Origin of the sequence: Hymenobacter sp. 5516J-16 (assembly GCF_022919335.1) — a bacterium.
In the GTDB taxonomy this organism is placed as follows: domain Bacteria; phylum Bacteroidota; class Bacteroidia; order Cytophagales; family Hymenobacteraceae; genus Hymenobacter; species Hymenobacter sublimis.
The window spans coordinates 1548854-1564470 of record NZ_CP095058.1; the positions used below are offsets into that span (position 1 = coordinate 1548854).

The 15617-nt window shown below is 60.2% G+C and carries 16 protein-coding genes and 2 pseudogenes; 5 read left to right on the forward strand and 13 right to left on the reverse strand.

Annotated elements, in window-relative coordinates; translation table 11 throughout:
- Positions 1–367 precede the first annotated feature (367 nt).
- The 4 genes and pseudogenes from MUN84_RS07575 (at position 368) to MUN84_RS07585 (ending at position 3833) form a co-directional block, all read left to right on the forward strand.
- Positions 368–1125, forward strand: a pseudogene (locus MUN84_RS07575) (alpha/beta hydrolase family protein).
- 337 nt (positions 1126–1462) lie between these two features.
- Complete coding sequence (locus tag MUN84_RS07580) at positions 1463–3328, forward strand: glycoside hydrolase family 2 protein (RefSeq protein ID WP_244697322.1); 1866 nt, start codon at positions 1463–1465, stop codon at positions 3326–3328.
- A gap of 27 nt (positions 3329–3355) precedes the next feature.
- A complete protein-coding gene (locus MUN84_RS22875) occupies positions 3356–3478 on the forward strand; it encodes a hypothetical protein (RefSeq protein WP_262920664.1) in 123 nt (40 codons plus the stop codon).
- Between the two features lie 10 nt (positions 3479–3488).
- Positions 3489–3833 carry a GNAT family N-acetyltransferase gene (locus tag MUN84_RS07585; RefSeq protein WP_410780076.1) on the forward strand — a complete coding sequence of 115 codons (345 nt, stop codon included), beginning with the start codon at positions 3489–3491 and terminating at the stop codon, positions 3831–3833.
- Positions 3834–3885: 52 nt separating this feature from the next.
- Here MUN84_RS07585 and MUN84_RS07590 read toward each other — a convergent pair whose 3' ends face one another.
- The 13 genes and pseudogenes from MUN84_RS07590 to MUN84_RS07650 all read right to left on the reverse strand — a co-directional run bounded on the left by MUN84_RS07590 (position 3886) and on the right by MUN84_RS07650 (position 14282).
- Positions 3886–5187, reverse strand: a complete 1302-nt coding sequence (locus tag MUN84_RS07590) for an MFS transporter (protein WP_244697324.1) — start codon at positions 5185–5187, stop codon at positions 3886–3888.
- A gap of 467 nt (positions 5188–5654) precedes the next feature.
- Positions 5655–6269, reverse strand: a complete 615-nt coding sequence (locus tag MUN84_RS07595) for an FUSC family protein (protein ID WP_244697325.1) — start codon at positions 6267–6269, stop codon at positions 5655–5657.
- A pseudogene (locus tag MUN84_RS07605) lies at positions 6251–7461 on the reverse strand (FUSC family membrane protein). Before MUN84_RS07605 ends, MUN84_RS07595 begins: the two are co-directional and overlap by 19 nt.
- A 29-nt stretch (positions 7462–7490) precedes the next feature.
- Positions 7491–7775, reverse strand: coding sequence for a hypothetical protein (locus MUN84_RS07610; protein ID WP_244697328.1), 285 nt, complete (start codon positions 7773–7775; stop codon positions 7491–7493).
- 75 nt (positions 7776–7850) lie between these two features.
- On the reverse strand, positions 7851–8399 hold the full coding sequence (locus MUN84_RS07615) for a (2Fe-2S)-binding protein (protein ID WP_244697329.1): 549 nt from the start codon (positions 8397–8399) through the stop codon (positions 7851–7853).
- A complete protein-coding gene (locus tag MUN84_RS07620) occupies positions 8372–9400 on the reverse strand; it encodes an NAD(P)/FAD-dependent oxidoreductase (protein ID WP_244697330.1) in 1029 nt (342 codons plus the stop codon). Before MUN84_RS07620 ends, MUN84_RS07615 begins: the two co-directional genes overlap by 28 nt.
- A 186-nt stretch (positions 9401–9586) precedes the next feature.
- The gene (locus tag MUN84_RS07625) at positions 9587–10192 is read right to left on the reverse strand and encodes a bestrophin family protein (RefSeq protein ID WP_262920665.1); all 606 of its coding nucleotides are present in this window, start codon (positions 10190–10192) and stop codon (positions 9587–9589) included.
- Between the two features lie 17 nt (positions 10193–10209).
- Positions 10210–10554: a bestrophin family protein gene (locus MUN84_RS22880; RefSeq protein WP_262920666.1), complete on the reverse strand. Its 345-nt coding sequence runs from the start codon at positions 10552–10554 to the stop codon at positions 10210–10212.
- A 227-nt stretch (positions 10555–10781) separates the two neighbouring features.
- Positions 10782–12476 carry a MutS-related protein gene (locus tag MUN84_RS07630; RefSeq protein ID WP_244697331.1) on the reverse strand — a complete coding sequence of 565 codons (1695 nt, stop codon included), beginning with the start codon at positions 12474–12476 and terminating at the stop codon, positions 10782–10784.
- Complete coding sequence (locus MUN84_RS07635) at positions 12446–12634, reverse strand: hypothetical protein (protein WP_244697332.1); 189 nt, start codon at positions 12632–12634, stop codon at positions 12446–12448. Before MUN84_RS07635 ends, MUN84_RS07630 begins: the two co-directional genes overlap by 31 nt.
- Positions 12635–12688: 54 nt before the next feature.
- Positions 12689–13051, reverse strand: a complete 363-nt coding sequence (locus MUN84_RS07640) for a hypothetical protein (RefSeq protein ID WP_244697333.1) — start codon at positions 13049–13051, stop codon at positions 12689–12691.
- Positions 13048–13734, reverse strand: coding sequence for a hypothetical protein (locus MUN84_RS07645; RefSeq protein WP_244697334.1), 687 nt, complete (start codon positions 13732–13734; stop codon positions 13048–13050). Before MUN84_RS07645 ends, MUN84_RS07640 begins: the two co-directional genes overlap by 4 nt.
- Positions 13735–13847: 113 nt before the next feature.
- Positions 13848–14282 (reverse strand): RidA family protein, encoded by a 435-nt coding sequence (locus MUN84_RS07650; RefSeq protein WP_244697335.1) that lies wholly within the window; start codon positions 14280–14282, stop codon positions 13848–13850.
- Between the two features lie 107 nt (positions 14283–14389).
- Here MUN84_RS07650 and MUN84_RS07655 point away from each other — a divergent pair, with 107 nt between their 5' ends.
- On the forward strand, positions 14390–15175 hold the full coding sequence (locus tag MUN84_RS07655) for an energy transducer TonB (RefSeq protein WP_244697336.1): 786 nt from the start codon (positions 14390–14392) through the stop codon (positions 15173–15175).
- Positions 15176–15617: the final 442 nt, after the last annotated feature.

Below are 15617 nucleotides of genomic sequence, written 5' to 3' on the forward strand. Positions count from 1 at the left end.
GAAGCGCGAGGACATTACCAACGGCTCGGAGCAGGCGGCGGCCAACATCCGCTGGAGCCCCGATGCTAAGACGATTTACTTTGTAAGCGTGCTGGAAGGCACCGAGCAATTGTTTTCCATTCCGAGCAAGGGCGGTAAAATCAAGCAGCTGACCAAGGGCGCGCACAACTACAACGCCTTCGAGTTGGCGGGTAATGACGTGGCCATTGCCAACAAAACCACCCAGGCCCAGCCCGCCGACCTCGTGCGCATCGACCTAAGAACCGGCCGCGAAACCCCGCTTACCCGCATCAATGAGCCGGAGCTGGCCGGCGTAAAAACCGGTAAAACCGAAGCCCGCTGGGTACGCACCACCGATGGCAAGCAGATGCAGGTCTACGTTATCTATCCGCCCGACTTCGACCCGGGCAAGAAGTACCCTACCCTGCTCTACTGCCAGGGCGGCCCGCAAAGCCCGATTACGCAGAGCTTCTCCTACCGCTGGAATTTCCAGCTGCTGGCCGCCAACGGGTACATTGTGGTGGCCCCGAACCGCCGCGGCCTACCCGGCTTCGGCACCGAATGGAACAATAGCATCTCGGGCGACTGGGGCGGCCAGCCCATCCGCGACTACCTCTCCGCCATTGACGCCGTAAGCCAGGAGCCCTACGTAGACAAGGACCGGCGCGGCTGCGTGGGCGCCTCCTACGGGGCTACTCGGTGTACCAACTGGCGGGCAAGCACGAGGGCCGCTTCAAAACCTTCATTGCCCACGCCGGCCTCTACAACCTGACGAGTTGGTACCCTAGCACCGAGGAAATGTTCTTCGCCAAGCACGACATGGGTGGCGCGCCCTGGGATGCCACACTGCACAAAAGCTACACCGACTTCAATCCTCAGCTTTTCGCCAAAAACTGGGACACGCCCATCCTAGTCATCCACGGGGGTAAGGATTTCCGGGTGCCTGAGGGCCAGGGCATGGAAGCCTTCGGCACGGCTCAGCTGCGCGGCATCCCGAGCCGCTTCCTCTACTTCCCCAATGAAGGCCACTGGATTTCCAAGCCCCAGAACTCGGTACTCTGGAACCGCGTGTTCTTCGACTGGCTGGCCCGCACGCTCAAGCCGGAAGCGCAGGCCGCTAAGTAACCAGCTTTCCTAACCTACACTCACCGGGATACTCCGCCGCTACCAACTGGCCGGAGTATCCCGGTTTTGTTTGGGTAGGAACACCATTTGTGGCTGGGATACCCGTAACTGTCATGCCGAGGCGGAGCATCTGGCGTGCTGAGGTTGTAATGCCACCCAATGATTCGAGCGAAATGCTTCGGCTCCGCCTCGGCGTGACGGTCTGATGACTTCCTAAACAGGTTGACAGATAAATTGACCAGCACGCTGTCTTTTCCAGGCGGCTTTCCTAATCTTTAGTAGATACTTCGGCTGCGGCCATTCCGACCTTCCTATCCTACCTCTTCCTACCCAAGTTATGATTTCACGAAACCGGATAAAGGCCCTGACGGCGGCGGTTCTGCTGCTAGCTACCACCTTCGGCAGCCGGCCGCTGCTGGCCCAGGCTACATTGCTGCAGAACGCGCCGGGGCGGAAAGTACTAAGCCTGAACGGTAGCTGGAACTACATCATCGACCCCTACGAAAATGGCTTCTATGACTACCGCCGCGAGGCCTTCGACCAGTCGAAAACCGGTAAGGGCGGCTACTACGACAACCAGAAGCCCAGCTCCCACCAGGAAACCGAGCTAATTGAGTACGACTTCGATAAATCGGCGGCTCTGCAGGTGCCCGGCGACTGGAACTCCCAGGACCCCAAGCTGCTCTATTACGAGGGTACCATCTGGTACAAGAAGAGTTTCACCCTAACACCTAAAACCGGAAAGCGCTACTTTTTGTATTTCGGGGCTATTAACTACGAGTCGCATATCTACTTGAACGGCAAGAAGCTGGGCAAGCATCAGGGCGGCTTCACCCCGATTCAGTACGACATCACCAACCAGCTCAGTCCCAGCGGCGACAACTTCGTGGTAGTGAAAGCCGACAACACCCGCCGCCCCGACGCCGTGCCCACCATCAACACCGACTGGTGGAACTACGGCGGCATTACCCGCGACGTGTTCATTGCTGAAACGCCTGCCACCTTTATCACCGACTACAAAGTGCAGCTGGCCAAAAATGAGCCGGGCACCCTAACGGGCTACGTGCAGCTCAGCGGTGAAGGCAAGGCCGGCCAGGCGGTGACGCTCAGCATTGCCGAAGCGGGCCTTCGGCACACCCTAAAAACGGACGCTGAGGGCCGCGCCACCTTCCGGCTGCCGGCCCGGAAGCTGAAGGTATGGTCGCCGCAGAGCCCGAAGCTGTACGCGGTGAGGGTAAGCAGCGGCGCCGATGTAGTGCAGGACCAGATTGGCTTCCGCACGATTGAAACCCGCGGTCAGGACATTCTGCTTAACGGCAAGAGCGTGTACCTGCGCGGCATTTCCATGCACGACGAAAACCCACTGATTCCGGGCCGGGCCCGGGGCGAGGGCGACCTGCGCATGCTGCTGACCTGGGCCAAGGAGCTAGGCTGCAACTACGTGCGCCTGGCCCACTACCCTCACAACGAAACCATGCTCCGGCTAGCCGACGAAATGGGTTTGCTGGTGTGGGCCGAAGTGCCGGTGTACTGGACCATAGCCTGGGAAAATCCCGCTACCTATCAAAACGCTGAAGCCCAGCTTTCCGACCTAATTTCGGTGGGAAAGAACCGCGCTAGTGTGGCAGTATGGTCGGTGGGCAACGAGACCCCGCCCGGCGAGGCGCGCCTCAGGTTCATGACCAGCCTAGTGCGCAAAGCTCGCGCCCTGGATGATACCCGCCTGCTTGCCGCCGCCCTGGAGCTGCACCGCGACGGGTTCAAGGTGACCGTGGACGACCCACTGGGCGCCGAGCTGGACCTGACCAGTTTCAATGAGTACATGGGCTGGTACGTGGGCGGTAAGCCGAGCGAAATCACCCAGTACACCTTCGACATCAAATACAACAAGCCCGTTATTATCAGTGAGTTTGGCGGCGACGCCCTGGCCGGCTACCACGCCGACGCCGATACCCGCTGGAGCGAGGAATATCAGGAGGCGCTCTACCAAAACCAGCTCAAGATGCTCAGTACCATCCGGGGCCTGCGTGGCATGACGCCCTGGATTCTGGCCGACTTCCGGGCTACCCGCCGCCAGCACCCGGTGTACCAGAACGGCTTCAACCGCAAGGGCCTAATATCTAGCACCGGCGTCAAGAAGAAAGCTTTCTACGTGCTCCAAACCTACTACCGCCAGATGGCCCAGCAGTACGACGGCAAGTAAGTTTACCTCCGGCTACTCCTTTTTCGCATGCTACCTACCCCCGTACGCCTCCGCCCAACCAAACCAGCCGACCTGGAATTCTTCTTTCAGTTTCAGCTTGATGAGAAAGCCAATTACGTAGCCGCCTTTACCCCAGGACCACACCAATAGAGAAGCCTATTTGGCAAAATTCACCCGGCACCTCGCCGACCCCACTATTCACATGCAGACCATCCTGGTTGGGAAAACCATTGTCGGCAGTATGGCAACGTTTGTAGCAGGTGGGAGAACTGAAATTACGTATTGGATAGACCGAACTTTCTGGGGCCGGGGCGTTGCAGCAGCGGCCCTGGAGCAGTTTCTGCGCCTGGAAAGCGCAAGACCCGTTTTCGGGCGGGTAGCGTTTGATAATGTCGGCTCGCAGAAGGTGCTGGAAAGATGCGACTTTGTAAAAATCGGCACGGACAAAGGCTTTGCCACTGCACCCCAAACCGAAATAGAGGAGTTTATTTACCGGTTAGCCTAAGGCAGGCCAGAACCACGGGCTGTCAGGTTACCGCTATTGAAAGGCCCGCCTGTTACTGCGCAGCGGCTACGGCTTCTGCTGGAGCCGCCGCCGTAGTCCGTCCTTCCCGGCGCTGCAGCAACCATAGGCCAAGCACCACTACCGCGCACACCAGCCCCAATACCGGCGCCGACATTATGCGTAGCGCCCAGCCCGTCAGGAGGGAGCCGCTTACCCCGCACAGGTTCACTAGGGCCATGTAGGTAGTAAATTGGGAGCCTTCGATGCGGGGCCGGCACAGGGCCATGAGTAGCGGTAGCGCCGCTACGCTCAGGCTGGGGTCGGCCATGTTCCAAACGAGCAGGCCCAGGGTAGCTACCGGCTCATAGTGCCACAGGAAGCTTAGGCTGCAGAAAACTAGCAGGAACAAGCCCAGCACCAGCATGACTCGGCGCTGTAGCCGCGCCGCCCCAATTCGGTCGGCCAGGATGCCGCCGGCCACTATCAGGCACAAAGTGGCGGCACTCCCCCAGCTACCCTGCAGAATAGAAACGTCACTATCGGCCCAGTGCAGCTCATGAATCAGGTGGTAGGAATAGGCCCAGCCAAACGCGCCGAAGCACAGGTAAGTAACGGCAATGACACCAAACAGACGCAAGGTGCGAGGCTCGGTAATGGCGCGGTACAGCTCCCGAAACAGCCAGCCCACCGGCGGGTTATCGGCGTTGCGGCGGGCGGTAGCGGGCAGCGACCCAAAGCGCGGCAGCAGCTGATCGGTGCGCTCCAGGCGGATGAAAAACGTGAGCACCGTCAGGGCCAGTAGAACCACCGACTGTGCCAGCGCCGCCGAGAAAAAGCCGTAGCGGTGCAGCATCCACGACAAACCCGCGGCCCCCAGCGCCGAGCCCAGCAAGAAGCCCCCGCGCATAAAGGCATTAGCCCGGCCCCGCTCCGCCTCGGGCACCACGGCAATGGCAATAGCATCGACGCTGGCATCCTGAATGGAAGCAAACACGCTGTGCACCACAAAGGCCAGCATCGTCAGCTTAAGCTGGGCAACCGGGTCGCGGACCAGCAGCAGCACCAGGGAGGCCAGCGCCGCCACCAACTGCGTGAGGACTACCCACTGCTTACGCTGCCCAATCACCGATTCCTGGTACTTGTCAATGAGTGGCCCCCACACGAACTGCAGGGTCCAGGGTAGCCCAATGGCCGCCGAGAAAGAAGCGACCGTTGTTGCATCTAGCCCGCGCCCGGTCAGGTAGTTGACGATGGCCGTTAGCCCGAAGCCCGCCGGAATGCCCTGCATTACATACAGGTAGAAGAAAGTGAAGTACCGCAGGCCGGTACTCTCGCGCAGGACAAGGTGGGTCACGAGTTGATCGTTAGTAAGGTAGCCCACCAATCTAACTAATTCCGGCATAGCCAAGCCGTCATCTTGCCACCTCCTACCCGCGCTTCCGTGGAAGCACTTTCCACTTCGACAGGTAGCTAGGATTTCCTTCGTCGAAAGCAACTACTTCCAGAAGAGCAATTTTTCCGTGCTGCATAAACAACAGGCAGTCGGCGCCATGCGTGAGTTCAGGAGCAACCACCACGCACCCATCTAAATACACTTGGCTGCTGTGGGGTAAGTCCAATAAAGGGGTGAACGGGGGGAGTACTAGCGTCGTGAAGAACCCTACACCGCTGTCTTCGCGGACGCTTACCCGGCAAAGGCCAACCTGCTCTGAAAGACCGGGTACTGCGTGAAAATCAACTAGCCACTCTAGAATAGATTTTTCCAGAGGGGTTGGCTCTACCGGAGGGTCGTAACTCGTAGCTGTCATAGAACAACATACGTTACCGTAGTACCGACTCCGTTACCTTACTAATGTCGCTGCTGACTTTCTGGATAAACTCCAGCTGCTCGTTGAGCTGGGCGTCGGGCATGGCGGGCGGCGTGGGGGTGGCAGGTTCGGTGGGCACAACTTCGGGCTCCTGGGGGTCGAGGCGGCGGAGGCTGCGGTGCAGGGCCTGCTGGGCCTGGCGCAGGGCTTTAAGGCTGGCAGCAGGTAGGCCTGGGCGCATTTCTCCGGCCAGCATGGCGGAGCTAATCGAGGCCACGTTGGAGGAGAGAATGTGGTTGAGCACCACAAATTCGTGGACTTCCGTAGGCCGGTGCTGCTTGCCGCGCGGCTCGGACATCATGCGCTGGAAGGCCGCTCCCAGGTTGGCCGAGCTGACGTACACATCCTTGCGGGCCAGTTTGTAGTCGACCAGGGCCACGGGCGAGCCGACCAAGGCTTCCTGCAGGGTACGGAGGTAGTGAAGATTGGCGCGCAGCACGGCCTTGAGGTGGTCGTGCAATTGGCCCGACTCCCAGTTGGGAAACAGCAAGTAGCCAGTCAGAAAGGCAATCAGGCAGCCCAGCACCGTATCAAATACCCGCTCCTCCACTACCTGCACGTAGCCCAACCCAGAAAACTGAACAGAATCAGGATGAAGGGCGTCATGAAGGTGACGGTGACCAGGTAGTTGATGCGCACGAAGCTGTAGGACACCAGCATGAACAGCACCAGCAGCACCAGTAGCACCGTGCGGTCGGGAATCAGCCAGAGCACCAAGGCCCCAATGGCGCCCCACCCAACGTACCAAGCACGCGCTGCACGTTGCGCTCCTTGGTGAGGCTGAAGGCAGGCTTAAGCATGTAGGTAATGGTCATAATCACCCAGTAGCTGTGGTGGCCAGGTAGCACTTTGGTTACCAGAAAACCTACTAGGCAGGCCACAAACATGCGCGCTGAGTGGCGGAAAATGCTGGACTGCAACGTCAGATGGTCGCGGAGCTGCTTCAGGTCGAAGCTCTGGTGGGCTACGAAGCGGCCAAACTCCAGCTCCCGGCCGGAAGGCGCGGGGGCGTTGGCATCGAAGTAGGCCAGAATATCCTGGAGGCGCTGGCTGAGGTTGCGCAGGTTCACCAGAATTTTCTTGAGCATGAGCGTGTGCCCCGGGCGCTTGGGGTCATCGAGGGCGTCAATCTGTGCTTTGAGCTTTTCCAAGCCTGCCAGCAGGTTGCGCTGAGCCGAGTAGCCGTGGTTGGCCTGAATAGCAAACCCGATGTTTTCTAGCTCGGCGGCATGCTCCTCAATTTCGCGGGCAATATCGTCGAGCACGCCGGTAGCCTCGAAGCGCTGATGCAGGGCCGCGTAGTCGTGGTAGGTGATGGTAATTTGCTCGTAGAGGTCTATTACGTCCACGAACGTGAGCACGAGGCGGCGGCCGGTGCCGGTAGTTTCCTTGACCAACTGCCGGGTTTTGAACAGTAACTCCCGCACAGCATCCTGCTTTTCACTGACCGTCACCTGCTGGGCTACCAGGCGGCGGTAGTCGGCTTCCAGGTTGGTGCCGGTGCGGTAAAACTCAGCCTTGAGGCGCAGGAAATCCGCAATGGCCCGAATACAGTCGCCGAGGGCTTGCTGGGCGGGCCGGTACGGGCGCAAAGTGTAGAGCAGCATGGTCACGCTCAGGTACCACAGCCCGCCGGCCACTACCATGCCCGCGTAGGGTAGTATTTCCGCCGGTTTCAGGGGCCGGTCCAGCATCAGAATGATGATGAGCAGCCCGGCCGTGCCCACGGCGCCGGCCCGGTTGCCGTACACCAGCAGCATGGTAAAAATAAAGCTACAGACCACAACCTCTACCCCAGCAAGGCCGGGTAAGAGTGGAGAAACCCCGTCACCAATGCCATAATCCCAATCAGGGCGGTGGCAGCCAGCATGCCGTTGCGCTTGTGCACCATCGGGCCCGGCGTATCGGTGAGGCTTACGCACACGGCCCCCAACGACACCGTTAGCCCGTCAACTAAGTCGCCGTACAGACCCAGCACCAGGCCGGGCAGCAGAATGGAAAGCGTGGTCCGCAGACCATCCGAAAATTCCTGACTAGTGAAAAAGTATTGAAAGGAACGGATCCGTTCATCCATGGTGGCTACCCCGAAAGTTACACCCGGCTTATACGCACCAGCTTCGGTTCAGGGGTGCAAGGTACGACATGGGCCCTACTCCGCGGGTGCCAAATCGGAATTGGCCGGGCCGTTCATGAGCTTGCCGTAGGCATCAAAGCGGGAGCCGTGGCAGGGACAGTCCCAGCTCGTTTCCAGCTTGTTCCAGTGCACAATACAGCCCAGGTGCGGGCACACGGCCGAGCACTCGTGCACTTGGCCCTGGGGGTCTTTGTAAACGGCAACTTTTAGCGGGCCCCGGCCAATAATAGCCCCGGAGCCGGGCGTTACCTCCTCGGCCGTTTTCACGTCGCCGCCGGTTAGCAGCTCTGCATAATCGGCGGCTACCTGCACGTTTTCCTTCACGTACTCCTTCACCGACTCAAACTTTACGGTCACGCGGCCGGGGTCGTAGAGCGAGGCCCAGGGGTTTTCTCGGCCCACAATTAGATCGGTGATGATGATGGGGCCCAGGGTGCCGTGGGTCATGCCGTGGCCCGAGTCGCCGGTGATGATGTAGACGTTGTCCTCATCGAGCGGATTGCGGCCGGCGTAGGCCAGCCCGTCCACCGGCTCCATCACCTGCCCCGACCAGCGGTAGTCCACTTGCCCGGCGGTGGGGAAGTTGGCTTTGGTCCAGAACTCCAGGCAGCGCAGGTGCTCCTCGGGTCGGGCTCCTGGCCGGTTTTGTGGTCCTCGCCGCCTACGATGAGGAGGTCGTAGTCCTCGTTTTCAACTTCTTGCAGGCGGATGTAGTGGTAGGGGTCGGCAGTGTCCCAGTACAACGCCTTCGTGACGGAGCCCTTGGGCACCCGCGCCCCAATAACGTAGGTGCGGTAGGGGTGCTGCTTGGTGTGCATCACTACCCGGTCGTTGAAGGGTGTATTCGTGGCAATTACAATGGCCTGGGCCCGCACTTCGTGGCCGCCGGTAGTCACCACCCGGGCTTGGGAGCCGCCGTGCACTTCCGTCACGTGGGTGCGGGTAAAGATCCGACCACCCTGCTTTTCAATGGCTTGCGCTACCCCGCGCAGGTACTTCAAAATGTGAAACTGCCCCTGGTTAGGAAATACCAGACACTCGCCTGTTTGGAAACCCTGGGTCCCAGCATCGGGTAGGCGCTTTACATCGGTAAGGCCGGCGCGGTGGGCCGCTTCCAGCTCATCATCTAGCTCCTTAGGAGTTCCGCTTTGGGGCAGGAACAGGTAGCCCGGCAGACGCGTAAAGTCGCAGTCAATCTTTTCCTTTTTAACAATCTGCTCGATGCGGTCCACGGCGGCGCGGTGGCTGTCGGCGGCCAGGCGAGCCCCGTCTTTGCCGAACAGGTCCTCCAGGGTTGTATACCGGTCGTCGAGGGCGAAACTGAGGTGGGCCGTAGTCCGACCGGTTTCACCGCTGGCCAACTCACCGTCTTCCAGGAGCACCACTTTTTTGCCTTCCAACCCCAGCAAATAAGCCTGGGTGAGGCCGGCAATACCACCACCTACTACCACTACATCGGTCGTCAGGTTTTCCCGCAGGGGCTCAAACGATGGCAGTGGGGCGGCAGTACCAAACCAGGAGGAAATGGTAGCACCGGAAGTCTGGGTAGGGTTGGGCGTAGGCATAGCGGCGTGGGGTCTGGTTCAGGATGGAAGTCCTCCACAGGTACGCCGGGGCTTGGGCTGGGGTTAAGGTTGAGCTTGGATAAAAACGTGTTATGCCGAGCCCAAGCGAGGAATCTGAGGTAAACCGTTGCATGGTAACTACAGATTCCTCGCTTGGGCTCGGCATGACACGCGTGGACGCGGCCCTTAGTACAGAATATCTTCTACCGGCTCCAGCTTGGCCGGCACTTCGGTTTCGCCGAGCATCTGGCGCAGGTCAATTTCGATGGAGCGGCAGATGGCCGTCATCGGCACGTCGTTCATGTTGTTTTCGAAGGGATTTTCGCTGTTGTGGCCCACCGTTTCGATGGTAGCAAATACCCAGGACACCATCACCGAAAACGGCACCGTCAGCCAGATGTGGTCCGGGCCAAGCTTGGCAAATTCCATCACCAGGCCCAGCGGCATCAAGGCCGTGAACAAGTACACGAACACCATGCTAAAGAAGGCGTACTGGCGCGGGAAGGGCGTGTTCTTGATTCTTTCGCAGCCGCCTTGCAGGTTGTAGAGCGTTTCCAGCGTGTTCATCATGGTCACGTGCTGGAAGTCGTTGAGCAGGCCCCGCTCCTCGCGTAGCCGCCGCAGCTCGGCGGCCTGCTGGCGCACAATTTGAGCGGGTGGGTTGGCCGTGGCGCGCAGGTATTCTGATTCTTCTTCTTCCAGGAAAGGAGCTACGGCGGTGTCCCACTGCTCCGGCTGGCGGCGCAGATGAATGCGCAAGGCATTGCACCAGGCAATTTGCCGGTACACCATGCGGCGGTGGCGGCCGGTCAGCTCCTCGGCGGAGGCGGGGGCATGTCCAGGCCGGGTGCATCAACCACGGAGGTAATAAACTCCAGAATCTGGACGGCCGTGGTGCGGCTGCTGTTCACGATGCCACCCCAGAGTTGACGGCCCTCCCAGAATCGGTCGTAGGAGCCGTTGTTTTTAAAGCCGATGTAGAAGGCAACGGCCGTACCTAGGGTAGCTACCGGCTGCCACGGAATGGCCACGGAATGGAAGTTCAGTGGCCCGTACACCAGGCATACCAGCAGGCTGTACACGGTAAAAATCGTGACCGACTTCCAGCCGAGCTTCCAGATAATGTGTAGGCGGAGGTTTTCGCGAATGTACACGCAGAAGGAGTTAGGGCTAACGCAAATGAAACGGAAGGTAGAAACCGCGCATTAACCTCATGTTAAACGCGGGGTCTTCGCGGCCTTCTACGAATTCAGGCGCTCTTGCAGCTATCCGCAGCTCCACTATTTAGCCCGGACTGGGGTAGTAGGGTAATCGGTTAAGAGGCCATCTTGCCCTGCCCTAACGGCCTGTTTTAAATCAGTGATTTTGCCCATTACGCTTTTCAATCCAGCATAATACCCATCAGGCGCATGAGCTGGCTGGCGTTAAACGAGCGGCACACGCCGGGCGTCAGGTGGTAATCGAAGCGCAGGGTACCGTCGGGGTTCAGGAAGCTGTTGAAGCTCACGTTACGCACGTGTCCGGGCAGTTCCTCTTCCAGAGCCGCCAGTTCCAGGTCGTGGGTGCTGATAAGGCCGCTGGCGGCGCGCTGCCGCAGCTGGTGCACCAGGGCCCGTGCGCCGCGGTGACGGTCTTCGGAGTTAGTGCCCTTTAGAATTTCATCGAGCAGGTAGAAAACCGGCAGCCCGCTCGGCGCAGTGGTTTGGCTAGTGGGCGCGGTCAGGTCCAGGAGTAGGCGCAGGCGCTTGAGCTCAGCGTAGAACGAGGAAGTGCTTTCGGCCAGGTTATCGTTGGTACGCATGGCGGTGTACACTTGGGCGGGTCCGCAGGTAAAGGTGTGTGCTGGCACCACCGCGCCTGCCTGGGCCAGCACCAAATTCAGGCCCACCGTGCGCAGAAACGTGCTTTTACCGGCCATATTGGAACCCGTCACAACCACCGTCTGGCCCGCGCCTTCCGTGCGAAAGTCGTTGCGTACACCCGTTTCGGCGAACAGCAGCGGGTGGCCCATGGCCTCGGCTACTACCGTCAGGGGTGCGGCCGCTACCTCGGGCTGGGCAAAGGTTGGGTTGGCGGCCCGGAAAGCGGCCAAACTCACGAGGGCGTCCAGCTCGGCGGCAGCCTCTAGCAGGGGCTCCAGGCCATGCTGCAGCTGCCGCTTCCAACGCTCTAGCTGCCACATGCCCCACAAATCCCAGAGCAGCACCGTATTCAGCAGGCCCGCCACCGCCGGATTTTGCCGGGCCGAAAACCAGCCCGCCACCCCCGACAGCCGCTCCAGCAACCGGGCCGCTGCTACCCCACCCGTGGCGTGCAGGGTGCGGTGCAGGCGGCGCAGGGCCGGGCTCTGCCACTGCCCGGCCTCGAACAAGGACAGTTGGTCGTGGGCTGCACGCAGGGCGTCGCGCATGGTGGTTACGTGCTGGTAGTATTCGGCGCGGAGGCTGCTGAAACGGGCATTCAGGGCCGTGGTTAGCAGTAGCACCAGCAGCGGCCAAGTGCCCAGGCCGTTCAGGGCGACGACGATGGCGGCCACGGCTACTACCGGCAATAGCACCAACAAGGGCAGCAACCAGCTTTTACCAGTGAAGAAATCTGGTTCCCGAAGCCAAGCCGCAAACTGCCGCGGGTCCGATTCCTGGCGGGGGTAGTGCCGGGCCCGGGCCTGCCACTCCTGCTGCCAAGCCACATCGGGGGCCAGCTCGGTGGTGGCCTGCTGCCGCTCCCCCAGCACCGCGGCCTGACCAGGCGCCAGCAGCCAGCCGGCCAGCCAGTCCTGACCCAGGCGGGAGGTGCTGCGGTTCAGGAGCTGAAACAAGGAGTGGGCCCCGAATACGTCCAGGTCGGCGGCGTAGGCGTGCTGGGCATCCAGGTAGCGCAGGCCGGGGTCGAAGCCAGCCAGCTTGCCTTCCAGCCGAGCTATTTCGTCGCGGTTGAGTTGGGCCAGCAGGCGCTGGTGTTCCCGCTGATAGCCTACGGTATTGTGCCAGCGCACCAGTCCCAGAAATACGAGATAGGCCACCAGAATAACCACAAAGCCGGCCCCTACCTTGCCTTGGCTAAACAACGCCCACACGCCCGCGGCGGCCCCACAAACACCAGCAGCCGCACCAGGGCTACCAGCCGGTGCCGGCCGGCAAAGTAGTTTTCGCGCTCGGTGTAGTGAGTCAGGTTTTCCTGGAATAGCTCGGCGGGCGGAATAGAAAGCGAACGGAAAGCAGTAGAAGCAGGCACAGCAACAGGATCGGGTGAGGCGGCGAAGGTACGCAGGCCCGAGAGGAGGTAGGGCTAGGGCTTGCGCAGCCGGTGCAAGGGGCTGGCGGGTTTCAGAAACGGCGCCAATTCAGCAAAGCTAAAAGCCAGCCGAAATTCATACTCCATATCTCTTCGCACGAAGTGGGTCATGCCATCGTAGTCTACTGCGTGGTGGAAGGTTACGCTGTCAGCGGTTATGTGCAGGTCAGTGGGTGGATGCTGCGCATCGATATGCTGATTGCGCAGCCCGGCGGTATCAGTGGAGTCCTGCGGGTTTTCGTGCAGGTAGCGGCTGATTTCTCGTTGCAGCTTCTGCTCACAGATGGCCAGAAACGCGGTCTGTTTGCCAGGGTCAATTTCATCGGTCAGCTGCTCACCGGTTCGCAGGTCCATCACCACCGACCACATTCGGGCAAACAGCTGCCCTCCCCCGTTATTTGCTCACTTCGTAGCCACACGCTCAGCAGGCCCAAGTCGTTGTAGGTCACTGTTGCATCAGTACCCAGGTAACCGCGTATTTCCCCTGCCCTTCGCGCTTTCGCTTCTTCCTGCAGCTCCTCCCAGGTCATATTGGCCATGTCCACTACATTAAAAGCGGCCCACAACTTCTCTGACACGCGGAAATCAGGCACGGTAAATACAGGCTCGGTATACTCCCCAAAATAGGTTTGCTCTGCTACGTGCGCTTTCTCGGCAAAACCGGTGCTGCGGTAGCTCGTCAGTTGGGCGGGCAGCTGCCGTTCCGATTTGGCCGCCCGCCAAGTGCCGGCCAGCGTGCCCGCAGCCGCCCGACGCAAATGGAAATACGCGAATGGCTGCCGGGGCTGGCGGCTCCCATCCCAACGCTCCGTCAGTTCGGGGCGGTCCAGGTTTACCTCGCCTAGCCACAGGTCGCCGGCGGGCGTTACATATCCATCCAGCCAGATAGGTTTTTGCTGACTTAGGTAGTAATACCAGCCGGCTACCTGCTGGCGGCCCTGCTGGGTAGTAATGGACAGTCGAAACGGGTATTTGCCCCCTAAGGTCCCTTCATAATCACCTGCCACAGCCGCGGCGGCAGCCCAAGCTGTAGGTTTCAAGGCGGGTTGGGCCCCGGAACTGGGCTGCGCACTACCCGTTCCGGCCGACAGTATAAGAGCCAGAAAACTTGTTATAAAGTAGTTGTTCACGTTGCTGTATCCATATCAGGTTCCTACCCCGCCACCACGGCAATGCACTTGAGCTCAATGGCAATGGGCGTGGGTAGGCGGTTGATTTCGACGGTGGTGCGGCAGGGCTGGTTACTTTGGAAATACTGGGCGTAGAGGCGGTTGTAGGTGGCAAAGTCGGCCTGCATGTTGGTCAGGAACACGGTAACGTCCACGAGGTCTTCCCACCGGGCTCCGGCTTCTTCCAGGATGTAGCGCACATTTTGGAACACGGCATGGCACTGGCTCTCGAAGTCGTAGCGCCGGATGGTGCCGTCCTCGTTCAGCTCTACGCCGGGCACCTGCGCCTGGCCGCGCTGGCGCGGGCCTACCCCCGACAAGAACAGCAGGTTGCCGGCGCGGCGGGCGTGGGGGTACAGGCCCACCGGCTCGGGAGCCCGCAGGGAGTTATGGGGAGCGGAAGTTAAGTCAGGTGCCATCAGGCCAAAGCTACCGAAAAGCGCCGCTTTTCGTAGATAGCCGAAACTCCGCCTTAGGCTGGTGCGGTTGTTGTGCCAACTGGGTTTCTGTTCCCTTGCTTCTTTCCATGAAACACGCTTTTCGCCCCTTGCTGCTGGCCGGTGTATTGGCCATGGCGGCCCCCGCGGTTGCTCAGCAGAAGTTAAAATACCCTAAGCAGCCCGCGGCCAACGAAATTTATGATGCCGTGGCCCAGCCGGCCGTGCCCCTGGGCGGGCTAGAGGCCTACGCCCAGTACCTGGCCGACAAGCAGCAGTACCCCACGGCGGCCCTGCAAGCCGGCGTACAAGGCACCGTTACGGTAACGTTCGTGGTAGAGAAAACCGGCTCGATTTCCAACGTGGCCGTAGCCCAACCCGTTAACCCGGCCCTGGATGCGGAGGCCATCCGGCTGATTAAGGGCGGCCCGCGCTGGACACCCGCCCAGCACCGCGGAGGCGTGGTGCGCCAGCGGGTGTCGGTGCCCATCAGCTTCCAGATTCCGGGGGAGGCGGGGGCTGCTACGGCGGCTGGCGGCGCGCCCGCCCCGGCCGGCGTTACTACCCAGGTGGTAGCGCCCGATTCGCCGGCCCGGCCCGTGGGTGGCACCGATGCGTTTTTCGAGTGGATTCAGCAAAACCAGAAGTACCCGGCCCTAGCCCGCCAACGCAAGGTGCAAGGACGCGTGATGATGGAGTTTGTAGTGGAAAAAGACGGCTCCCTGACGGAAATCAAGCCAGTGAAGCGCCTGGGCTCGGGCCTTGATGAAGAGGCCATCCGGCTAATTAAAGCTGCCCCCAAGTGGCAGCCCGCTTCTTACAAAGGCCAGCCCCTAAAGCAGAAAATGGTGCTGCCGATCGTATTCACGCTTTAGCGGGCGCGGGTAATACGTAGAAGCCCGTCATGCCCTAGCCACGCTCTGCCTGATGGTTTCTAGGTACTACCCTACTATCCACACGCTTTAGAATCTGTGAACTTCAGGTAAAAGGCTGGTTTGAAAAGTACCTCGCGCGTTATGCAGAGGCGACGCTAGAGCTGCTCTGGCGTAGCCTCTGCATAAGGGCCCTGCATATGAAGGGCGAAGCGGTTTGTCTTGCTTGAGCTAGGTAGCAGCTAGCAGGTCAGAAAGCATTTTAACTTTTCAGCGGTTATACCATGCGCCGGCCAGGTTATCCGCTTGGGCTTTCGTGGTAAGCGCGACACGGGGCCGGGAGTACTTCGGCGGAACACGTGGCCATACCTGCGGCCGAATAACGATTTTCTATTAGCCCTTTCGGTACTTACCCTTTACTCGTTGCCGCGACCCTATTTCTGGT